Source organism: bacterium, assembly GCA_035419245.1.
In the GTDB taxonomy this organism is placed as follows: domain Bacteria; phylum Zhuqueibacterota; class Zhuqueibacteria; order Residuimicrobiales; family Residuimicrobiaceae; genus JAKPUX01.
The window spans coordinates 15,694-36,832 of the sequence record DAOLSP010000023.1 but is presented as its reverse complement, the minus strand read 5'-3'; the positions used below and the strand labels follow the sequence as shown (position 1 = coordinate 36,832).

The 21,139-nt window shown below is 55.4% G+C and carries 20 protein-coding genes and 1 tRNA gene; 4 read left to right on the top strand and 17 right to left on the bottom strand.

From position 1 onward, the window contains the following. The coding region (locus tag PLH32_16695; GenBank protein ID HQJ66246.1) for a BACON domain-containing protein at positions 1-295 on the bottom strand (295 nt) is incomplete at its 3' end. Positions 296-839: 544 nt separating this feature from the next. Here PLH32_16695 and PLH32_16690 point away from each other — a divergent pair. Then, positions 840-1,712, top strand: a complete 873-nt coding sequence (locus PLH32_16690; protein ID HQJ66245.1) for a dihydropteroate synthase — start codon at positions 840-842, stop codon at positions 1,710-1,712. 28 nt (positions 1,713-1,740) lie between these two features. Here PLH32_16690 and PLH32_16685 read toward each other — a convergent pair whose 3' ends face one another. From PLH32_16685 to PLH32_16675, 3 genes are all read right to left on the bottom strand, one after another. Further along, positions 1,741-3,261 (bottom strand): serine hydrolase, encoded by a 1,521-nt coding sequence (locus PLH32_16685; GenBank protein HQJ66244.1) that lies wholly within the window; start codon positions 3,259-3,261, stop codon positions 1,741-1,743. Positions 3,262-3,342: 81 nt separating this feature from the next. Beyond that, positions 3,343-4,674 carry a hypothetical protein gene (locus PLH32_16680; protein HQJ66243.1) on the bottom strand — a complete coding sequence of 444 codons (1,332 nt, stop codon included), beginning with the start codon at positions 4,672-4,674 and terminating at the stop codon, positions 3,343-3,345. A gap of 34 nt (positions 4,675-4,708) precedes the next feature. Then, the gene (locus PLH32_16675) at positions 4,709-6,280 is read right to left on the bottom strand and encodes an SUMF1/EgtB/PvdO family nonheme iron enzyme (GenBank protein HQJ66242.1); all 1,572 of its coding nucleotides are present in this window, start codon (positions 6,278-6,280) and stop codon (positions 4,709-4,711) included. 324 nt (positions 6,281-6,604) lie between these two features. On the opposite strand from PLH32_16675, the gene PLH32_16670 reads away from it, so the two are divergent. The 3 genes from PLH32_16670 to PLH32_16660 all read left to right on the top strand — a co-directional run bounded on the left by PLH32_16670 (position 6,605) and on the right by PLH32_16660 (position 9,235). After that, positions 6,605-7,609: an FISUMP domain-containing protein gene (locus PLH32_16670; GenBank protein HQJ66241.1), complete on the top strand. Its 1,005-nt coding sequence runs from the start codon at positions 6,605-6,607 to the stop codon at positions 7,607-7,609. 441 nt (positions 7,610-8,050) lie between these two features. After that, a complete protein-coding gene (locus PLH32_16665) occupies positions 8,051-8,491 on the top strand; it encodes a hypothetical protein (GenBank protein ID HQJ66240.1) in 441 nt (146 codons plus the stop codon). A 204-nt stretch (positions 8,492-8,695) separates the two neighbouring features. Further along, a complete protein-coding gene (locus PLH32_16660; protein HQJ66239.1) occupies positions 8,696-9,235 on the top strand; it encodes a hypothetical protein in 540 nt (179 codons plus the stop codon). A 270-nt stretch (positions 9,236-9,505) separates the two neighbouring features. Here PLH32_16660 and PLH32_16655 read toward each other — a convergent pair. The 13 genes from PLH32_16655 to glmS form a co-directional block, all read right to left on the bottom strand. Continuing rightward, positions 9,506-9,583: transfer RNA gene (locus tag PLH32_16655), tRNA-Pro, on the bottom strand. Between the two features lie 30 nt (positions 9,584-9,613). Beyond that, positions 9,614-10,243 (bottom strand): XTP/dITP diphosphatase, encoded by a 630-nt coding sequence (locus PLH32_16650; protein HQJ66238.1) that lies wholly within the window; start codon positions 10,241-10,243, stop codon positions 9,614-9,616. A 4-nt stretch (positions 10,244-10,247) separates the two neighbouring features. Next, on the bottom strand, positions 10,248-10,457 hold the full coding sequence (locus PLH32_16645; protein HQJ66237.1) for a hypothetical protein: 210 nt from the start codon (positions 10,455-10,457) through the stop codon (positions 10,248-10,250). 147 nt (positions 10,458-10,604) lie between these two features. After that, positions 10,605-11,786: a trypsin-like peptidase domain-containing protein gene (locus tag PLH32_16640; GenBank protein HQJ66236.1), complete on the bottom strand. Its 1,182-nt coding sequence runs from the start codon at positions 11,784-11,786 to the stop codon at positions 10,605-10,607. Next, positions 11,786-12,571 (bottom strand): zf-HC2 domain-containing protein, encoded by a 786-nt coding sequence (locus PLH32_16635; GenBank protein ID HQJ66235.1) that lies wholly within the window; start codon positions 12,569-12,571, stop codon positions 11,786-11,788. The genes PLH32_16640 and PLH32_16635 overlap by 1 nt, the downstream gene beginning before the upstream one ends. Before the next feature lie 53 nt (positions 12,572-12,624). Then, positions 12,625-13,221: a sigma-70 family RNA polymerase sigma factor gene (locus tag PLH32_16630; protein HQJ66234.1), complete on the bottom strand. Its 597-nt coding sequence runs from the start codon at positions 13,219-13,221 to the stop codon at positions 12,625-12,627. Between the two features lie 95 nt (positions 13,222-13,316). Further along, positions 13,317-14,318, bottom strand: coding sequence for a DNA polymerase III subunit delta (gene holA, locus PLH32_16625; GenBank protein ID HQJ66233.1), 1,002 nt, complete (start codon positions 14,316-14,318; stop codon positions 13,317-13,319). Beyond that, positions 14,315-15,061, bottom strand: coding sequence for a gamma-glutamyl-gamma-aminobutyrate hydrolase family protein (locus PLH32_16620; GenBank protein ID HQJ66232.1), 747 nt, complete (start codon positions 15,059-15,061; stop codon positions 14,315-14,317). The genes holA and PLH32_16620 overlap by 4 nt, the downstream gene beginning before the upstream one ends. 9 nt (positions 15,062-15,070) lie before the next feature. After that, on the bottom strand, positions 15,071-15,880 hold the full coding sequence (locus tag PLH32_16615) for an undecaprenyl-diphosphate phosphatase (protein HQJ66231.1): 810 nt from the start codon (positions 15,878-15,880) through the stop codon (positions 15,071-15,073). Positions 15,881-16,129: 249 nt separating this feature from the next. Next, a complete protein-coding gene (locus PLH32_16610; protein HQJ66230.1) occupies positions 16,130-16,915 on the bottom strand; it encodes a hypothetical protein in 786 nt (261 codons plus the stop codon). Positions 16,916-16,961: 46 nt separating this feature from the next. Further along, complete coding sequence (locus tag PLH32_16605; protein ID HQJ66229.1) at positions 16,962-17,285, bottom strand: hypothetical protein; 324 nt, start codon at positions 17,283-17,285, stop codon at positions 16,962-16,964. 51 nt (positions 17,286-17,336) lie between these two features. Continuing rightward, positions 17,337-19,229 (bottom strand): penicillin-binding protein activator, encoded by a 1,893-nt coding sequence (locus PLH32_16600; protein ID HQJ66228.1) that lies wholly within the window; start codon positions 19,227-19,229, stop codon positions 17,337-17,339. Between the two features lie 25 nt (positions 19,230-19,254). After that, on the bottom strand, positions 19,255-21,087 hold the full coding sequence (gene glmS, locus PLH32_16595; protein HQJ66227.1) for a glutamine--fructose-6-phosphate transaminase (isomerizing): 1,833 nt from the start codon (positions 21,085-21,087) through the stop codon (positions 19,255-19,257). Positions 21,088-21,139 lie beyond the last annotated feature (52 nt).

Here is a 21,139-nt window from a genome sequence, read left to right as displayed (position 1 = left end):
CCGGGGTGATGGTCAGATAGTCGGCCGCGGCCTGTACCACGGTGACGGTGCGGGTTACGTCATCAGCGGTCACGGTTATCGTGGCGGTACGGGATGAAGTCCCGGGATTGGCCTCATAGGTCGCTGTCAGGCTACTGCCGCCATGACCATTTGCCGGACTAACCGAGAGCCACTCCGCATCATCTGACACGGTCCAGTTAGTATCGCTGGTAATGGTAAAGGTAGTGAATCCAGCGGTATTAGCGACAGGTTGACTAGAGGGATTTACGGTGGTTTGAGCCCACAGCGCACCCATCCCCCAGACTACGAGCAAGAAGAATGTGTTTTGGGCTAGCTTTACTCTCATAAGATTTTCTCTTCGGGCTAATAATCAGATTGATGCATGACTACGCTGCGCATAGATGCAAAGGATCAAACATCCTGTACGAGGTCCGACATCAGACGTTGAGAAAGGTATTGCTGATAAAGAGTAGTGCGATTGGAAGTCTTTTCCCCAGGAACCAGCCCATCGTCACGATAAAGTACATTAATTATAACATAGTTAGGCGGATAAATTGTTCCTTGTGGATTTGGAAAAATTTGAGACAAGCTGCCACTTTTTATCTTATTTAGCCAGGAATTATATTATCAATCCTGCATCAAGTAATAGCTCCTAACCCGATCCCTCTTACACCTCTAAAAAAAAAGAAGGGGGACAACAATGTTCTTGCGAGTTATCCGTATTTGCTCTATTTTTATCCGACATGTAATTTCTCTTTCTCCGAGCCGCGAGCCCGCTAACTAACACTGCGCTATGCGGTCGAGGAGATCACCTGTTGAAATAAAAAGGATGGGACAACATGAGCATCCCAGATCTAGTGATCATCGGCGAATCGATCAATGATTCAGTTCCCTCCACCCATGCCCTGTTTGAGGAGAATAATGTCGCCGGCCTTATCGAATTGGCCCGCCTGCAAGCCGAAAAGGGCGCGGCCTACATTGATGTCAACGTCGGACGCCGCTCACCGGGTTTTATGGCGGAATTGGTGAAAAAGATTCAGGAGCATATCTCTTTGCCGCTTTCGATCGACACTCCCGATCCGGAGATCGCCGCTGCAGGATTGCGGGCTTACGATCCGGGCCGCGCGGGTAATCAGAAACCCATCCTTAACTCGATTTCCGAAGCGCGCCTCGAGATGTTCGACTTTTATAAAAGCCAACCCTTCATTCCGATTCTCCTGGTCACCGAAGGCCTTTCGCCTGAAGGCGAGTTGGTGATGAACAAGACCGCCGATCAGGAGCTGGCTACCGCCCATTCCATAGTCACGATGGCGCGTGAAAGAATCCCCGGTGTGCCCAACCGCGAACTCATCCTCGATCCGGGCATCATGCCCATCGGCAGCGATTCACAGGGGGATTTGAAGCGGCTGATGGCGGCCATGGCACTGATCCACAAGGACAAGGATCTGGAGGGCATCAACATGTCGGTTGGCTTGAGCAACTTTACCCAAATGCTGCCCTCCAAAAAAGCCGACGGCTCGCCGGTAAAAGGGCCGCTCGAGAGTGCCTTTTTGACTCTAGCCATGCCGCTTGGGCTCAATATGATCATCGGTTCAGTCCATCGTAAATATGCCCTTTTGAGCGATGAGCATCCCGCGATGCAGTGTGTCAGAGAGGCCCTCAACCTTGAGGGCTTCGATGTCATCATGAGAGTGATGAGCTTTTACTCATGAGGCTGCGCCCGGAGTGCCAGATCCAACCTCACCAATCTCCTGTCTTGGCGATCAGGCGGCCCCAGAGCTCGTCGCCGTTGACACCATTGGTCATTATGACCAAGCCCGATCCGTCGCGGGGATTGTACTGGGCATAGCAGCGAAAACCGGTCTGGTTGGAGCCACTGTGATAGAAAATATCCCCGGTGATGGTTGCGTCAATCGCCCACCCCAGTCCGCGATAGGCTGTGAGTCCAAAATGGCGCCCGGGCCTGGAGATCACCTGACGCGTTTCTGCCCGGACCTGATGGCGGAACATTTCTTCTCTCATTCTGGCGGAGAGCAGCGGGGGTCCGGAATCAGGTCCTGGACCCAGGAGCGCGATCATCATCCGAGCGAATGCCTCCGGCGTGGTGTACAGGGTATAGGCGGCATTTGCGTGCAGATACCTGCTGCGCGGCAGGGTGCCACCGAAGCCGTCATGCCCGGTCGCTATTCTGGGATTCAAAGTTTCGGTCCAGATATAGCTGGCTGAACCCGGAACGAGCCTGGCGAACAGACGGCGTTGCGCAAGATCTGCCAGCGGCTCTCCGGTTATTTTTTCCACAACCCTCTGCAGATAATAAAATCCCTCACCGGAATAACTGAATTTTGTCCCCGGCCTGAAAAAGATGGGCAGCGGCCCCTCTCTTTCCTCACCACCTTTCCGCCAGTTTGGTAGGCCGCTGGTATGGGCGAGGATCATCCTGGCCGTCACCTTTCCAGCAAAATATGCATCCTCACTGACAAAATCTTCAGCCTTGTACTTGCAGAGCGGCCGGTCGAGATCCAGCCGTCCCTCATCCACCAGCATCAGAGCCAGTGAGGTAAAAATCGGCTTGCTCATGGAGCAGGCCTCAAACAGAGTGGCCGAATCCGCGGGCGTTTTTTGGGTGGCATCAGCAAGGCCAAAGGTTTTGGACCAACGGATTCGATTTCGCTCGATCAATGCGAGTGAAACCCCCGGCACTTGCAGCGTTTGCATCAACCGTGGCGTGCAGATCTCGAGGGTATCGATGATGGTTGAGAGGGGGGGAGGATGATCGAGAGCCGTGTGGTCGATTTTGGAGAGCGCCAGGTAAGCCGCCCAGCGCACATCGTCGTCACGATCATAAAGCAGGCCGAAGAGATCATCAACAGCCGGCGCTGCCAAGACACCGTAGCGGCCGAGGGCCAGGGTTGCATACCAGCGGACGTTGGCATCGCTGTCGCTCAGCGACCGGATCAGGGAGGGGATCGCCCTCTCGGCTTTCGGGGCCAGTTTCCCCAGAGCGATGGCGCAGCATTCCCGTACATTCGGATTAGAGTCCTGCAGCGCGGTAATCAGATCGGGGAGGGCGGATTGGCCCATTTCCACTACAGCACCGATCGCTGCACCCTGACCAAAGGGATCCGGGTCCCTGAATAGGTCCAGTAGAGTGACTACTTTCAGGTGTGCTTCTGGTCCGGGTTCCTGCCCGAAGGTCTTCTGAGCCGGAAGGGAGGAAACCAGGAGGAACAAGGCGAAAGAAAGGATGAATGTTTTCTGCACTAAGAAGGAAGCCCTCGCAGTTGATTTATAAAGATAAAACCAGATAAAAAAGGGCGAGAACAACCTCGCCCTTTCAGACTCTCACCGGATCAGAGTAATTTTACAGCACTTTTGATAACGGCCGGCTTTCATGACCAGCCAATAGACCCCCGATGGGACTGCTTTGCCGAGATCATCCTGTCCATCCCAAATCATCTCGTGATACCCCGGTTGTTTTAAGTCTTTAACCAGCGTTTTCACCTTTATCCCGGTCAGGTTAAAGAGGCATAGATCCACATAAACCTGCTGGGGCAAATGAAACCGGAGGGTAGTGCTGGGGTTAAAGGGATTCGGAAAATTTTGAGAAAGGGCGAAGTCATTTGGCAGAATAGATTGTCCAGCCGTTTCAGCCAGCCAGAGTGCATTGCTTTGGTAGCGGATTTCCGGGTTCAGGACGATCTGCCGCAAACCATCCTGCAATCGGGTGAGCGGTAGGGGCTTTTCCTGGTTGCTCCCCGGAATCCAGCAGGTCAGGGTGATCAATGCCCCGGCCGCTGCGCCATCCATTTCATCCGTGCAAGGATTATCTCCCCACAAGGTCATTATGGCCTTTCCTGACTGCACGACTCCTGCGCTGACGAGCCGACCAGAGGACCAGGCGCCGACCTCGGCTTTGTCTGGAAGGCCAGGGGCTTCAATCAGGAGTATGGCGTTATCTGACGAGTTGTTAGGATATCCGGAAAAATGCTGCGGTATCGGCAGAACGGCAGTGGGAAGCGCAGAGCTCTTGCCAAAGCCCTGGTTTGCGGGATAGGAAAGGGTGCAGGATTGGCTGACGTACAGCTGATAGCCTGCACCAGCTGTCATGGAACCGATGGTATTGACATTATAGGCCGGCCAATATACCTGCCCCAGTCCGTTTTTGGCAATCACCAAATAGCTCGCGATGGTTGCGAAGGCATCAGATGGATTGAGCGCAAGAGTGCTGAGGTATGAAACCATATTCCAGCCCGTATTCAGGCCGAGTGGCGTATTCCCCGGAGAGACTCTTCGCCCCACGATGATAAGGGTATCTCGTGCCGTGAGATAGACCAGATAGCCATGTGGCACCGACCAGTCATGAAGAATGGCGATGTTGTAAGCAGGCCAGTAAACCCGCCCGGCGCCGTCCTTCATGATAACCAAGTGGGCTGAAATCGAGGTCAGCGTAACCGACAAGGTTGGGTCGCGGGGGGCTACCGCACTCGAAATCATGTTCCAGCCGGCAGCGCAGACGATTTTCATCGAATCAGCGGGAGTCACATAGGATGCTGAGGCGTATCCATCATAGGATCCACCATGATACTTGTTGGGATCAAGTCCCTGGCTGAAGCCCAGGGCTGGAAAGAGCTGCACCGCCCAAAAAATACTGCAAAGTGCCATTCTTTTATTCATACCCTATGACCTGCAAGGAGTAAGCATGAATACCCTACGGAGAGGAACGAACACAACGGAATCCGTAGCCATAATTGCGGTAGCTGGAAGCGGTACCAGCACCGTGCCGGTCCGAGACACTGATATCGGCGATGTTGAGATCCCAGCTGCCGCCGCGGTAGCCTCCACCCACGCCTGTACTGTCAGGCCAGAACGCCACATCCGCATGGCCATCGTTCTTGAGTAGACCATCTCCATGGAGTCCGGTAAAAGCTCTTCCCGCCGCGTTCGCTACTGTCACGGTTCTCTCTTCGACATTCCCGGACAGGTCCATGATGCCGTAGTAGGAAGCACCAGCCATCTCTCTGGTTGATGATGCGGTGGCAAAAATGCCACAGCGGACTGGTCCTTCGCCGCCGTCACCGCCGGTGAGAATTGCACCATTATAGCGGCAATTGGTAAGGATCGGGGCTGTGGGGACGATGGATTCGGTTCCGTTTTCTGCACCGTTGATGGCCTGGAGGAAGTTTCCAGCTGGGGTCCCCCCGGCGAATTCATCATCCACGTAGTAATCACCGCGGCAGGCTTTCTCAAATTCCAGCTCGGTCATGACGCGCAAACCCGCCCAATCCGCGTAGGCTGCGCCATCGCCCCAGGAGAGGAAGTTGCAGGCCCGATCGGGTCGCATTGTGCTGGCGTCGCCGGAGGACCAAGCGATGGTATTGCGATAAAGTACTTCATCTCCTCCCTTGCCCAGCCATTGTTCGGTATTGGTCAGATCCCTTGTCTGCTTCTGGGCTTGAGTCAAAGTATTGAAAAAATCAACCCATTGTCCCTCACTGATTTCATACTTCATGCAGTAAAAGCCACCATATCCTTTTGGAAAAGCAGACGGCAGCGTAGAGGATTCGATAAAGCCGTCAGCCCAGAGATAGCCTTCAACCGGGCCTATATTGATCGCCGTTTCACTGGTGATATGGTAAGGTTCCGCGGATCCATAGGTATAAAAACAGGCTACCTGGTCCTGGTCGGCGTCACCGAGATAAAAGGGCCCCTGTGGTACATACACCATCTCGATCGCGATGACTTTGATCGCAACCAAAGCGCCATCAGCAAGCCCATTGGCGCCATATTCCCAGCGCAGCCGAAGATCGGTCAGATTGTTGCTGCCACTGCCGTTAGCACTGCGGAAAACAAATACCCCCATGCCCCGGTCGATGTCCGAAATGGAGGTGGATCCCACCGCGCAGGTATAGCCCGATGGAATGGTATGGCTGGATGTTGTAGTGGAGAGCCAGGCATGGTGCCAGATACCGCTTCCCACCGGCTGGTACTTGACAAATACCCAGGCTGCATCCCAGTTGATGTTGTCCCGCCAACCGTTTTCCCAGGAGAGATCGCATTCAACGTCAATGAATTTGCTGTTGATATTCAGCCCAGTCAGTGTTACGTTACTTACCTGGATATGGTTGCCCCAACCGGGTTGCACCAAACCACTCAACAGCAGCAAAACGCCGAGCATGATTACTTTTCGTCTTGACATAGACAACAAAATCTTTCCATTGCCTTTATCGTTTCGAGCACGGGGATTGAGGAAAAATAAACAAGGGGATTTCTGGCTCGTCAATCGATCATCAAATGCAGGACAAACGCCCTGGCCTAATGCCCCTGGACGTGATAGAGAATGCAAACCCCGAGTTATCAGTTTGATAAATATAGTTTAAATAATAAAGAAAGTCAAGAAACAAAACCAAATTATTATGATTCAGAACAGCAAGGTAAGCATTTGTTTTCTTGTCGGTGCGTCGGGCGATCTCCGCATGCGCCGGTCAAATTTGCTTGAATTTCAGGTTTTGATTGCCTAATTTCCCGGCAACAGGAGAGGCGAGGAGATCGATCGGCGATGCACTCCATAATAAGTTGTCTGCTGTCTGAACCTAGGACTTCAAAGATGAGGAAAAAGGACCGGCTTGAAGCCGCAGTTCCCGCAGCGGTCCCTGCCATCATTTTTATAGCCTTCTTCTCTATTGCCGGCTGCTGCCACGAGGAAAAGAATCCGTCCAGCTCCGTCAATGAAAAACCGGCGGCTTCTTTCACGATCGTTCCGGCTTCAGGGCTTGTCGAATCAGATTTTGTCCTGGATGCTTCCGGCTCCCGAGACACGGAGGATTCGCCGCGGACTCTGAGAGTGCGTTGGGATTTTGAAAATGATGGTGTTTGGGATACGGACTGGTCCACTTTAAAAACAGTAGCGCATCGTTATGTAACGATGGGAATTAAAACCATCATGTTGCAGGTCATGGATAGCGGCCAGCTCACCGATGAAGCTGGCCGGCAAATCTCGGTTTATGCGGATAGCGGTACAGTGGCGGATATTGATGGAAATGTCTATCAAACCGTAAGAATCGGTACCCAACGGTGGATGGCTGAAAACCTGCGAGTCACCCATTATTGTAATGGCGCTGCCCTTGAGCCCATCAGCGATGGCACGATGTGGGTCAGCACGGGGATGGGCGCATACTGCAGCTATGCCAACAATGAAAAATGGGCTGCAGAGTATGGCCGGTTATACAATCTGTTCGCTGTGGCAGATAGTCGACGTCTTGCGCCTCCCGGTTGGCATATTCCAACCGATGCTGAATGGCAGGAAATGATTGACTATCTTGGCGGTAGCATGGTGGCGGGTGCCAAAATGATGGAAGCCGGATATCGGCATTGGGCCATACCCAATACGATGGCCACCAATTCAAGCGGCTTTACCGCCTTGCCGGGAGGCGGCCGGGATGGAAGTTCGGGGACATTTTATGGATTCAATTTTCGTGGTTTATTTTGGTCGGTCACGCCGGCAACGGGTAGCAGCTATTGGTGCCGAATCGTGCAAAACGAACACATGGAAGTCACAAGAGAAGCCTGCAGTCTCAGAAATGCGTTTTCAGTCCGTTGTGTGATGGATTGAGATCCGGAAATACGTTATCGTCCCATAGCGATGCCGGGAATTATAGGCTGTAATGCGAAAATCCTGCGGCAATTCTACTGCAAGGGCTGAATGGCAACTCCCGACATCAAAACAGCTAAATATCGGCACTTATCCGGAATCACAAATCATTGCTTGAATGAATATGAGGGAGTAGTTAGAAAATGACAGCAAATTTGGGCATAAATTATCTTGACAATCACTCTCCTGCATGATACATTGTATTAGGGGAAAAACTGCTTGTCACTATCCATCCTTCTTTTCCACTGAATTCTCACACATCAGTCTTTCAGTTACCTTCCACTCTAAACGCCTAAAAACCCCCGGCCCAGGCATGCTTTTGCCATTATTGTACTTTGTTGAGGCGGGCGTGTGATTGTGACCAGAAAAAAGAGTCAAATCAGCCAACCAAAGGAGAATGAGATGAAAACAAAAACATGGTTTCTCAAAATCATGCTGTTGGCAACGGTTATCATGATCTTGATAATCATTGCGAATCAGCAGCCTTCCAGCGCGCAAGTGATAAAAGTAACGAAATACCACGAGAGCGTGCCGTTGACCAATCCGGGCATGTTTGTCCCTTGTGCGCTGGACGGGGAGGGGGAATTCGTCGCATGGTATGGCAATATGAATTTTATTATTTACGCAACCCAGGTTCCCACGGGGACCTACCATGCAATCATCCACCAGAATCCTCAAGGCGCTTATGGTGTAGGAGAGACGAGCAATCAGATCTACCGGGTGGCAGGAGCAGATGCATACCATGAGAATTTTACTGGCGAAGGGGGCTGGTTGGAAGGACAGGCTAATCTAAAAGAATTGCGAACGTCCACGTTATCGGGCCTGGCAAAGATAATAACCTGATCTGGACGATCCGCAATCGCGTTGTCATCAACGCCAACGGCGAAATAAAGATTTGGGTAGAATCACAGGAAATTACTTGCAAGTGAACAAATGAACTGAAATTAAGGGCAAAAGGTAACCTTCGGGCGAATAGCAGTCTGGGATTACCTCAAACCACCAATTTCCAAACCGAGATGCTGGAATCCTATTGTTTGAGGATGGGCTATGAAATCATCTTCAACAATTTCTCGTAGAATCTGGATTGTGCTGGCTATTCTGTTTCTGCTAACAGGATTCTTGATTATAGCCAGTTCTGGTTTGCAGGCTAAGCCCAATGAAGGTTCGGGTGAAAAAGATTTCGAAGTGATTACAGATTATTTTGTGCCCTGCATCAACGGCGGGGAAGGTGAGCTAGTCACTATGTATATCCGTGGGCATGCAAACTTTCGTTTTATGGTTGATGGCCGAGGCAAAGGCCATCTCACCTGGCAATATACTGATCAAGGCAGCTATGCCATCGACCAAACCACGAATACATTGTACAGGGTGGCTGGACCGGTCCATCTCGAATCGAAAGAATTCCAGGCAACTTCGGATATACTGCATGTTAATGAAGTCTATTATTACAAGGATCATTTTATCGGGAAGGGTAAAGGAAATGATTATTTTTATCATTATAACGTAATACTGGACATTGATTTCAATACTGGCGACTTTCTTAATGTAATCATTAAATGCGAAAGAGAAACGGTCCAATGTAAGTAGATACCGAACGTAGGGGCAAGCTTGCGCCTGAAAGATGGCACCTGCCAACTGATATAGATTGGCAAGTCTTATTGACTGCTGATGGCGGGGCAGCCACTGTGGGCGGTAAATTAAAAGAGGCGAGTGCCGCACATGGGCTTGACCCTGATTTTGGCGCTGCCAATGAAACTGGTTTTACTGCCCTCTGACTATTCTTGGACCAGGGTCAAAAAGAGGGCATGGCAATAAAAAAAGCCTGTACAGTAGCATACTGTACAGGCTAAATTTTACTGGTCGGGGCGCTGAGATTTGAACTCAGGACCTCCTGCTCCCAAAGCAGGCGCGCTAACCGGACTGCGCTACGCCCCGTGGATTGGCATCCTCTTGCGCCGAAATGTTCTATCTCGCCTGAAGTTCACCCCGTTCTAACATGGCTTTCAGCAGCTTGCGCGCCTCCTTCAGAGCCCGGCCGCGGTGGCTGATCCGGTTCTTCTCGGAAAGCGGGAGTTCTGCAAAAGTCTTTCCGGACCCGGGTACCATAAAGACCGGGTCGTACCCGAATCCATCCGTACCCTGCGGCGCTGCAAGGATAAGCCCCTCACATACGCCGTCCACCGTATCAACTCGGTCGGTGCCGGCGATCGCAATGACACAGCGAAAACGCGCGGTGCGCTGCGCAGCGGGTATCCCCGCCATTTCGCGTAGCAGCTTGGAGACGTTCTCTGCATACGTGGCGTTTTCGCCACTGTACCGGCTGGAAAAGACTCCCGGCGCGCCATGGAGAACATCCACCTCGAGTCCGGTATCATCGGCCAGGGCAGGGAGCCCTGAAATGCTGGCCAGCGTCGCCGCCTTTTTAATGGCATTGCCCTTGAGGGTCTCCTGGTCCTCGATCACCTCGGGCAGCGGGCCGAGCTCGTCGATCGTGACTAGATCGAGCTCCAGACCATCCAACGCTTCTCTGATCTCCCGGACTTTATCCCGGTTCCGGGTGGCCAGCAAGAGTCGCGGTCGGACCAGAGGGATCATGTCCTTACCCGACGATTTCGTGGCTGTTGCATTTGCATACGCCGACGAAACGGTCGTTGAAACGCATGCTCTTCTTTTCCGCGTTAGGGACGAGGCTGATATGACGGTAGCTCACAATGGTCTCACCGCACACCGGGCAGATTTTTGCATGTGTCAGGGCACCACCCTTGGCGACTTTTGCGGTTTTACCCGCGAAACTGCGATCCTTGGCCATTCTTGACTCTCCATGGTAAAGATGCTGGTTTTTCCTAAATAAAATAGACTATAATTTAACAAAATATAAGAAAAAATCAATATAAATTATCCGCTAAAGAGGGCTGGCAGGCCCATGGGTCACATGGAGGGGGTGCTCAATGCCAAATTACTCTTTGAGCTTTTTGCGCAGGTCCGTCAGTTCTTTTTCAAGCGCCTCAACCCGCTTGCGCAGCTCATCGTCGCGCTGCTGTTCCTCCCGGAGGCGCAGGCCCTGCTGTATCTGAGGCTTCGCCTTGACGCGGCTCATCATACTCCGGTACTGCTCCTGCATCCCGGCCCCGGGGCGCCGGCTGGCGGAGCCGATGCGTACGTTCAGGATGTGCGTGCTGTCGCCGCGCAAAATGCCCAGGGCCATCATCTGACCGGGGTGGTTGCGGCGCACGAAGTGGGCCAAATCCAGCGAGTTTTGGAGGGTATTGCCATCGAGACTGAGGATGATATCGCCAATACGCAGGCCTGCTTCCTGGGCCGGACTCCCGGGCCGCACATCGCTGATGTGCACCCAGCCCTGTCCGCCCGGCCAGTCCTCCGCGGTAACGCCTACCCAACCCGATTCGCTGCGGCCGAAGCCGATGATTTGCCGGACCTTGGCGGCGATTTCCTGCATGGGGTAGGCCAGCGCGGCATCACCCTGAAAATTTTCCTCAGCTGCATCCTCATTGGCCACGATTAGCCCGGCGAGAAGTCCCGCCAGCCGGCCGCTGCTGTCAAAAACCGGACCGCCAGCGTTGCCTGCCGGGATGTTGGCGGCGAGCTGGATCAGCCCATCCTGCCGGATGGCATTGACGATGCCCCACGAGACCGCTGATGATACCCCGAGCGCATTGCCGACGACCGTGACGTAACTACCGGGTGCTAAAGTCATGGCTTGCATCAGGACCGCAGGATGGTGCAGCCGCATACTGCTACGGAGCACCGCAATGCCATATTCATTGTCGACACCGAGCAGACTCGCCGGTATCTCCAGGCCTTTCTGGGTCGTGATGGTGATATTTTCGCTGTTCATAACCACGCTGATGTGGGTGATCACATGGAGGCTGTCGAAGATGACCCCGGAACCGACATTGGTGATGAGGACGTCATCGGGAGCGAACTGCTCATCCTCGCCGCCGGAGCCTTGAATGAGGTCGAGCAGCGGCACTTGCGCGGAAACGGTCACAACGGATGGCTTGACCTTATCGACCAGCCGGCGCATATCCTGTTCGAAGCGCATCAGGACCGTGCCATCCTGCGCTGTCGCCACCATGGGCAGGAGCCCCAAACTGAAGAGTAGAATAAATCTGCGCATCAAAACTGCACCGAAGCGTTAACGGCACGGATACCGGGAAGCGTGCGGCTGCCGCCATTCTGCCGGTGAACCAGCATGGTGTCGAAGGCCAGCTGCTCCAGAAGCGTTTGCTGGTTGCCGATGGCGCGACGGTTTTGCCGCAGTAGGCTCTGCATCGGGATTTTTTGCATCACATAGCGCTTCATCGGCGCTTGCGTCGCCGCCAGCTGCGGGACTTTAGAATGGCTGGACGGAGCGGTGATTGCCGATTCCGATGGGGCGGCCGTCAACTCGCCTTTGCTCGTCCTGGTTGTCTGCCTGCTGGCCAGTGGTATCATCCCGGAGCCAGCCAGTTCGCGACTGCTCCGGGAGGTGGTTTGTACCGTCTCGGCCGCAGGGAGCGCAGTCGCCAGCTTGTCCATGCGGGTGATTTGTGCAGTGGCCGGCAGGGTGGCAGGGGCTTCCAACTGTCGGTCGATCAGGACGCCTGCACCGATGAGCAGGAGCGCGGCGGCGCCATAGGCGGGCACCTGCCATATCCAGGCAGGCATGGTCAATGGCCAGAACGAGCGGTGCTCATACCCGGCATGGCGCATTTGCGCATGCAGGACCATGTCGAAATTGGCCGATGGAGAATGCCTGGGCAGCTTGTGCAGACCCTCACGGGTCCGCCGTGCCCAGGCATAGGCATTGGCGCAAGTCGGGCACTGCTCCAGATGCCTGGTTATAACCGCGTGCTCCTCTTGCGAAAGGGAACCCTCGTAATACCGGAAAGCATCTTGCGCTATTCTGTCACAACTTTTCATCAATACCTCACAACTGGGTTCTGCCCCCCGGCAATCTGGACGCAGGCGCTGTGCTAGCGCTGCGCATCAAAGATATCCTGTAGCAATCCCTGCAGTTTGAGCCGGGCACGGTTGACGCGTGATTTTACCGTCCCGAGTGGGACTCGCATTATTTTACTGACTTCCTCATAGGAAAGTTCCTGAACGTCTACCAGCAGGATCACCTTGCGGAACCGTTCCGGGAGTTTGTTGATCGCCTCCTGGATTTCCTTTTCGGTGAGCATACTGTCCACATCGCGTTCGGTATCGGCTCGGCTATCCACAATCTCGAACTCTTTTTCATCGTAGCCGAGGTCGGAGGTGTAGACCAGCCGCCGCCGCTTTCGTTTGCGCAACTCGGTCTTAGCCAGGTTGCCGGCTATGGTATAGATCCATGTGGAAAATTTGGCAATCTGACGGTAGGCAAAACGATTGCGGAAAATGCGGAGAAACGTTTCCTGGACCACATCTTCGGCCTCTTGCGAACTGCCCAAATAGCGATAGGTGAAATTGAACAGTGCATCCTTGTAGCGATGCACGATCAAGTCAAAGGCGTAGAGATCACCCTCCTGGAACCGCTGGATGAGCTCCTCATCGCTGAGCTGGGAGAGTTTGGGATTTTCCTTGTTCATCCGGTCCTAGATTAAAAACCGCACATCGCCTGAAAAGTTCCCGACCGGTTGCAGGCGCCGCAAGCTCGAAATGCATCCGGGCGGCATGGTCTGTCCTACAGAGCGAACTGCAGCCGCAGGAGAAGCAGCTCCAGCACCAGACGCGGCTTTTGATAGCTGCTCTTGAGCTGCAGGTCCGCATCCAGCAAATAGCCGATGGCGGAGCGCAACTGGGCTGCAGAAAAGTTGTTGGCCTGGGCGGCGTAATTCTTGAGAAAAAAGGGCTGTATTTTCAAGGCTTTTGCCAGACTTTCGGGCGGCAGCCGCCGGTCTTTCATCGCGTTGAGCCTCGAGAGGATAACGAAATGGCGCGTCAGCATGGCCAGGATGCCGGTGGGCTGCTCCCCCTGGGTAAGCATGTGATCTACGATCACCAAGCTGGCGTCGATACGGCGCTGGCCGACGGCATCGCAAAGCTCAAAGATGGAGAACTGCCGTGTCGCGCCGACCACCCGCTCGACATCGCCGACCTCGATCCGTTTGCGCTCGCCAAGATTGATCTTGACCTTGTCGATCTCACTCTCCAACTGGCGCAAGTTGCTACCGGCCAGCCCCTGGAGCATGCGTATTGCCTCCTCGGTGATAGTCAATCCCGCATGGCTGAGGCGCCGGCGCAGCCAGTCGGGCACCTGGTTGTCGTAGAGCGGTCTACACTCGACGTTGACGCTGTTCTGCAGCAACTGTTGCCAAACGGTGCGGCGGGCATCGATTTTGGCCGCCGTCAGCACCAGACAGGTGCTTGCCAGAGCCGACTTGGCGTAGCGAGCGACCAGTTCCAGATCCGCTGCGGGTAGAAGGTGGACATTTTTAACCAGAACGACCCGCCGCTCGGCCATCATCGGATAGGCACTCGCGAGATTGACGATCTGCGCGCCCTCGGTCTCGTTGCCATATAGCGGATCGAAATTAAAGTCCTTACTGCCCGGCTCGACCGCTTTGCGAATCAGGGCTTCGACGATCAGTTCAATCTGGAAATCATCCTGCCCGTAAAAAAGATAGACCGGATCGTACTTGCCGGCGTTCCAGGCCTGGTGCAGTGCGTCCAGCGTCGTCTTCATCGCTCTCCTGCCTGTTTCCGGCACTGGCTCAGAAAGGCTTCGAGCAGCGCCTTGCTGCCGGAGAGTTCCTGCATGGTCTCCGGGTGCCACTGGACCCCCAGGACAAAGGCAGCGCCGGGCCGTTCGATGCCTTCGATGACGCCATCCTCCGCGAGGGCTGTCACCCGAAGAGAGGCGGCCAGGGTCCTGATCGCCTGATGATGCGAACTGTTCACCGTATACGCGGATTTCCCCAAAATGTTTTCAAGGCGGCTGCCGGACTCAATCTCCACAGAATGATAGGTTAGAACCGGCGAATCCGGCGAGCGATGCTGTTGTGCGCCCGGAATCTGACTGGCGATATCCTGATAAAGGGTGCCGCCGAGGGCGACATTGATCATCTGGCAGCCTCGGCAGATCCCGAAGAGGGGCTTGTTCTGGCGCAGGGCCTCGGTGATGAGAGCAATCTCAAAATAGGTTCGCGGCGGATCGATGCGCCAGGTGCCTGGTATGGTTGCCTCTCCGTATGCCCCGGCGAATACATCGTCGCCTCCTGTCAGGAGCAGCCCGTCGATGGAATGGATCAGCTCGGGGATGAGGTCCTGTTTCAGCCAGGTAGGTAGGGCGAGGGGTAGGCACTCGGCGTCTTCCAGATAGCGGATGTAGGCTGCATTGATAAAATAGAGATCGCGGCCGCGGGCGAAGGGACGTAAATCCGTAGCGGGACTCTGATCCATGGTCACTGCGATCAGGGGAGTACGCATGGCAGGCCTCTAAAGGAGGTAACACATAGCGAGCCCCAGCAGCAGGCAGTAGGGGGCGAACCAGTAGAGCTTGCCATGGCGCAGAATGCGCAGCATGGCAGCGATGGCCAGCCAGCCGGTCAGAAAGGCGGCGGTTGCTCCGGACAGAAGAATGCCAGCATAACCGGAGACGACCGGCGCGGCAGCCATATCATGGAGCTTGAGTATTGTCGCGCCGAGCACTGCCGGAATCGAGAGCAAAAAAGAAAAGCGCGCCGCGTCCTCGCCACGCAGTCCACTGAAAAGACCAAAGCTGATGGTCGAGCCTGAGCGCGAAACGCCCGGCAGAATGGCCAGGGCCTGGGCCAGCCCCATAATGAGGGTATTGATCCAGGTCAGGTTCTTGTTGCCCTTGCGGGCCAGAAAGGTGAGGGCTAGAAGCAAGCTGGTGAAGAGGAGGGCCCAGGCGACAAAGCGCGGCTGATCAAAGGCCGCCTCGATTTTATCCTTGAAGATCAGACCGATAACGACGGCGGGCAGTGTGGCCAGAAAAAGGTAGAGCAGCAGACGGAGGTCAGGCGCTTCGCGGAGACGGCTGGAGAGGGATCTGTCGGGGCGGAAGAGGGAGAAAAAGGCGGCGAGGAGGCGCACGATCTCTTTGCGGAAGGCTACAAAGACGGCCAGCAGCGTACCGAAGTGGAGCATGACTTCAAGGGTGATCCCCGCGTCCGCAACGCCTAGGAAATGCTCGGCGAGCACAAGATGGCCGGAGCTGGAGACCGGAAGGAATTCGGTCAATCCCTGGATGATGCCGAGAAGGATGGAATTGAAGAGCGTCAAGGAGCCTCCCAATCAGAGCACTTTTCTGGATGCACAAGAATTTCATATAGTTTAGAGAAAAAAAATGTCAGATTCAAGCACTATAAATAGCGGAAAAGGAAATCCCCCTGAATCCGACTCCTGCTGAAAGCTCTCGCTATAGACTTGTCCGGCCCGCGCCGATTTCGGCGGGTGCGCTGAAATCGGCTCCCGACTGAACAAAAAAAGGCCCTCTGAGCGAGGGCCTTTTTTGAACACACACCATGATTATCAGAAATTGAGCAAATAGCTGGCAAATATCGAGAGATCGGGGGCGCCATCATCGAGGCCAAGGCCCAGACCGCCGCGGTAACGCACATTGCCCATATTATAGTCCACACCGGCGCTCAGCATCATGTAATCGCCTTCGGTGTGCATGACCCACTCGCCAACGACAGCGAGGTTTTTATTGACCGGATAGATCGCGCCGGCGCCGAGGGAGAGATAATTCTTGTGCTCGGTTTTTTCCTTTCCCTGGACGTACTCCATCTTGTCGAAATCGAAATAGCCGTCCTCGTAGGTTTTCGTTTCGTAAAAATTGATCCCGACGGTTCCCGTCAGTGTCAAGGTTTCCAACTGGTGACGGACGGCGCCGAAAGCACCGAAATTAAAGTTGTTCTGGCCGATATCTTCACTGCCGACTGGAAGGGTAGCGTAACCGCCCACTGCAAAGCGGGTCGGGCCGGGGGTGAGCTGATAACGCACGCCGACGTAGGGATCGGCAAGCCCGCTCTGGGAATCGACACCTTTCTGGTCATAGCTGTAATTCAGATAGTGAACCCCCACTCCGACCTCAAGTTTCTCATTGACCGGATAACCACCCTGGACCCCGCCCGCAATGGCACTCATGGCATCGTACGAGCTGTAACCCAAGCCGACTTCGCCGTAAGGATTCTGTGCCACAACAGCATCGCTGAAGAAATTCTGGAAGAGGTGCACCCCATCCGTTTTCTGCGCCAGAACCATCGTCGCCGGGATCAGCATGCAGAACATCACAACCACCAATAGCTTTTTCATTTAGATACCTCCTCTTAAAGTAAATGATGTACACCGGCCAGGTTTGTTATGCCTTCGGGCCCATTCTGCTTTTCAGCTCTTCGAGCTCCTTGGTTAAACTGGCCAGCTTTTCCTGCAACTCATCTATTTGTTGCTGGGCTTTGGGTTTGATCTTCTCCCAGGTCTCTTCGACCTGTTTGGACACCCATTCTTTGGCCTCTTTGGTGCGGGCTTCGGCTTTCTCCATGGTCTCCTGGATGAACTGGGCCTTTTCGCCCTGTTCCATTTCGCCGCGCTGGACCATCTCCTCGACAAAATCCTCGATCTTTTCCTTGGTTGCCGAGAAGATGCCCAATCCGGCCATCATGGCTTTTTTAACGGTTGGATCCACGTCAGACCTCCTTAGTTTGCACCGTCGGCCCGCCCTGCAGCGCGCTGCGATTTAATCATGCAGGCGGGTTATGACGCCGTTTTTATATTTCAGAATGGCAACCTCCTGATTCACCCGGGTGCCGCGGCTGAAAGAAAAGTCGGTACCGATGCCGCTGCGATGTTGCGCCTGGCCAATCCACTCCAGGATCTCGCCAGCGGAGTGGTTGCCGGCGACGACCGCTGCGGTGACCAGATGAGCAGCATCATAGCCGGAAACGGCCAGCGGTCCGGCCGAAGTGGCTGTCGCCATTCTAAAACGATTTTTAAACTGGATATATTCCGTGCTCGTTTCATCAGCAAAGCTGCCGGCGCAGAAGACCGCGCCGTCCAGATAGCGCCGCTGGCTCTGCAAAAGGGCGCCATGTAGCCAGTCATCGCCGCCCAGAGCCACGGCCTGGATGTGGGCAAGGCTGAACTGCGGTGCGACAATAGCGATATCCTCGGCATAGATAGGCATGAAGAAACCATCAATGGAGGTGACCAGCGGAATGTCCTGCTCCTCCTCATCCCCAGCCGGAGCCGGCGCCGGGCGCCGTGAAGGCCGGGCGTACTTGAAGTCATGGGTTTGTTGCTGGCCCTGGTATCCTCTCGCAAGAAAATCGCCTGCAGTGAGGGAGTCGCGTGGGGTGAACTGTCCGGCGGATTCACGGATGGCGGTGAATTGCCGGGAGACATCCTTTGTTCCGGGATAATACCACTGCTGGGCGATGATGGTGCCGCCCAGTTTGTCGATGGTGTTGGCAAAAGCGTCGCTGAGGGCCTGACCGTACTCGTCGGCGGGCGCCAGTGAGACGAAGGTTCGTAAGCCGAGAGTGGAGTAGGCATAGTTGGCCAGCGCTGCGCCGCGGGTTTCGATGTCGCTGGTCAGCTGCCAGACATTGGGTCCGAGCGCGGCGATGCCGTTGTCGGATGCGACCGGCACCAGCATCGGGATATCGCGCTGCGCTGCCAGGGCGGCCATGGCGGCGCTGCGGTCGCCCGCCAACTCGCCAAGGATCAGATCGACATGGCTGTCGATCAGCGCCTGCATGGCGCGGATGCCCTGCCGGATGCTGGAGCCCGAATCCTTGACGATCAACTCGATCCCCTGCGGCTGGTCCTGAAAGGCCAGGGCGACGCCGCGGAGGAATTCCATGCCATTATCCGCTTCGAATCCAGAGAGGGGCAGGATGATGCCGACACGCAGCATGTAGAGGCTCTCCGTCGGCGGCCGGGATCTCAGCTCCTGAGCAAGCCGCTGCAGCCGAGGCTCGGGGTTATTCATTTCCAGCCGGTTAAGCCAGGTTTCCCCCTCATTGCGTCGGCCTTGGCCATAGGCTTGCCGCGCCAGCCAGTAGAGCAGCCAATTACGGCTCCCGGCGCGCTGGAATAGAGAAAGATAGCTTTCGAGACCCGAGTCGTGAATCCCCTCGGCAGCGATCCGGCTGCCAACCATTTTGGCGCTCTCTGAAAGCGCTGTCGCAGGATTGCGGTCGATGATGGTCAGAAGATGAAATAGAGCGTCGACGGTCTCGCCTGCGCTATAGCTGGCGCGCGCAAGGGCGTATTCTGCGGCATCGCGATAGCGGCTTTGCGGGAATTCTCGCACTAGTTTGCCAGCATAGTAGCGCGATTGCGGCAGGTCGCCCAGCCGATCGTTGGCAGCGCTGAGTAGTAGATAGATCTTGCTCAGGTGGGGTGCGCTCGAACTCTTATTGAGGGCGCTCAGAAGTAGGGATCGGGCGTGTTCATACGCTCCGCTGTGATAGGAAGCCAGTCCCTGATCGAACAGGGCCTTGACGGTGCCGTTCTGGGCAGCAGCGGTTGCAGGGCTGACGAGCTGGAAGCCGATGGCGATGAGGCAAATAAGCAGCAGGGCGATACCGAACCGGGCGGCCGGCACCGCAGCAGATAGGGCCTTCAACAAAGGGTTCTCCTCGGCATAGAGATTATTCAACGGTCACACTCTTGGCCAGATTGCGGGGTTGGTCCACATCGCAATTGCGTAGGATCGCCATGTGGTAGGCAAAAAGCTGCAGCGGGATGATGGTAAGAAGCGGTGTCAGCATCTCCACTGCCGCTGGTACATAAATAACATGTTGAGCGTGTTTCTTTATTTCCTGGTCCCCTTCGGTGGCGATGGCGATCACCCGACCGTTGCGCGCCCGCACCTCCTCGATGTTGCTGAGGATTTTGTCATAAACTGAGTCGCGGGTGGCAATAAAGACCACCGGCATATGATCGTCGATGAGAGCGATGGGACCATGCTTGATCTCCGCAGCCGGGTAGCCCTCTGCATGAATGTAGGCGATCTCCTTGAGCTTTAAGGCACCCTCCAGGGCGACTGGGAAATTGTAGCCGCGGCCGAGGTAGAGGCAGTTACGAACCTCCTTGTGCATCTCGGCCAGCTCGCGGATGAGATGGTTCTGCTCCAGAATCTTCTGAATCTTGCCGGGGATGCTTTGAAGCTCGCTGACGAGTTCGCGGCCACGCGCCGATGAAATCGAGCGCATCCGCCCGAGCAGCAGGGTGATCAGCGCCAGTACGGTCACCTGCGAGGTGAAGGCCTTAGTTGAGGCCACACCGATCTCGGGTCCGGCATGGAGGTAGACCCCGGCGTCGGTCTCCCGGGCGATGCTCGATCCCACCACGTTGCAGATGCCGTAGACCTTGCTGCGCTTGCGTTTGGCCTCGCGGACCGCAGCCAAAGTGTCAGCGGTCTCACCCGACTGGCTGATGGCGATGACCGCGGAATCGTTATTGACAATCGGATTGCGGTAGCGGAACTCCGAGGCGTATTCCACCTCCACCGGGATGCCGACCAGCTCTTCGAACAGGTATTCTCCGATCAGGGCCGCGTGCCAGGAGGTGCCGCAGGCGGTGATGATGATGCGCCGGGCGTACAGAAGGGATTCGAAATCGTGCTCGATGCCGCCGAGACGGGCCGTGCCTTCCTCCCAGAGCAGACGGCCACGCAGGGTGTCGGCCAGAGTGCTCGGCTGCTCCATGATTTCCTTGAGCATAAAATGTTCATAGCCGGCCTTCTCGATCTGCTGGAGATCGAGGCCGATGGGCTCGGCGATCTTGGCCACCGGGCAATTTCCAATGGTTTTGACCGAGAGTCCGCTGCGGGTGATGACGGCCAGTTCGCCGTCATCAAGATAGGTTACGCTCTGGATCACACCGACCAGCGGTGCGGCATCAGAGGCGATGAAGAACTCGCCGTCGCCCTGGCCGATGACCAGGGGGGAGCCGTTGCGCGCCGCCACCAGCATGTCAGGGTGGTCGCGGTCGATGATCGCCAGGCCATAGGTGCCCTGCACACAAGCCAGGCCCTGGCGCACGGCCTCGCCCAGGTCCAGCCCCTTTTCGAGATACTCTTCGAAGAGATGACTCAGGACCTCGCTGTCGGTGTCGGAGGCAAAGTTATGGCCCTTGTGTATCAACTCCTCACGCAACAGGATGAAATTCTCAATGATCCCGTTGTGTACCACGGCAACCCGCTGGCTGCAGTCACTATGGGGATGCGCGTTACGGGTGCTGGGCTCGCCATGGGTTGCCCAGCGCGTATGCCCGATGCCGAGGGTGCTTTGCGGCGGCTCTTCCGGCAGGATGCGCTCCAGCTCGGGGATCTTGCCGGCAGCTTTCTCCACCCAGATGCCGGAGTTGGTCCAGAGCGCAATCCCGGCACTGTCATAACCGCGGTATTCGAGACGGTGCAAGCCGTTGAGAAGCAGCGGCAGCACATTCTTCTGCCCGATATAGCCAACTATCCCGCACATTAGCGGCCTCCTGTTCCCTTCATTCCGGGTCCAGCATCGAAACGGCGCGTAC

What these genes read in the sequence shown, in the direction of transcription:
- PLH32_16690 (HQJ66245.1), top strand. Translation starts at nt 840, where the DNA reads ATGAGCATCCCAGATCTAGTGATCATCGGCGAATCGATCAATGATTCA.
- PLH32_16680 (HQJ66243.1), bottom strand. Translation starts at nt 4,674, where the DNA reads ATGAATAAAAGAATGGCACTTTGCAGTATTTTTTGGGCGGTGCAGCTC.
- PLH32_16670 (HQJ66241.1), top strand. Translation starts at nt 6,605, where the DNA reads ATGAGGAAAAAGGACCGGCTTGAAGCCGCAGTTCCCGCAGCGGTCCCT.
- PLH32_16665 (HQJ66240.1), top strand. Translation starts at nt 8,051, where the DNA reads ATGAAAACAAAAACATGGTTTCTCAAAATCATGCTGTTGGCAACGGTT.
- PLH32_16660 (HQJ66239.1), top strand. Translation starts at nt 8,696, where the DNA reads ATGAAATCATCTTCAACAATTTCTCGTAGAATCTGGATTGTGCTGGCT.
- PLH32_16650 (HQJ66238.1), bottom strand. Translation starts at nt 10,243, where the DNA reads ATGATCCCTCTGGTCCGACCGCGACTCTTGCTGGCCACCCGGAACCGG.
- PLH32_16645 (HQJ66237.1), bottom strand. Translation starts at nt 10,457, where the DNA reads ATGGCCAAGGATCGCAGTTTCGCGGGTAAAACCGCAAAAGTCGCCAAG.
- PLH32_16640 (HQJ66236.1), bottom strand. Translation starts at nt 11,786, where the DNA reads ATGCGCAGATTTATTCTACTCTTCAGTTTGGGGCTCCTGCCCATGGTG.
- PLH32_16635 (HQJ66235.1), bottom strand. Translation starts at nt 12,571, where the DNA reads ATGAAAAGTTGTGACAGAATAGCGCAAGATGCTTTCCGGTATTACGAG.
- PLH32_16630 (HQJ66234.1), bottom strand. Translation starts at nt 13,221, where the DNA reads ATGAACAAGGAAAATCCCAAACTCTCCCAGCTCAGCGATGAGGAGCTC.
- holA (HQJ66233.1), bottom strand. Translation starts at nt 14,318, where the DNA reads ATGAAGACGACGCTGGACGCACTGCACCAGGCCTGGAACGCCGGCAAG.
- PLH32_16620 (HQJ66232.1), bottom strand. Translation starts at nt 15,061, where the DNA reads ATGCGTACTCCCCTGATCGCAGTGACCATGGATCAGAGTCCCGCTACG.
- PLH32_16610 (HQJ66230.1), bottom strand. Translation starts at nt 16,915, where the DNA reads ATGAAAAAGCTATTGGTGGTTGTGATGTTCTGCATGCTGATCCCGGCG.
- glmS (HQJ66227.1), bottom strand. Translation starts at nt 21,087, where the DNA reads ATGTGCGGGATAGTTGGCTATATCGGGCAGAAGAATGTGCTGCCGCTG.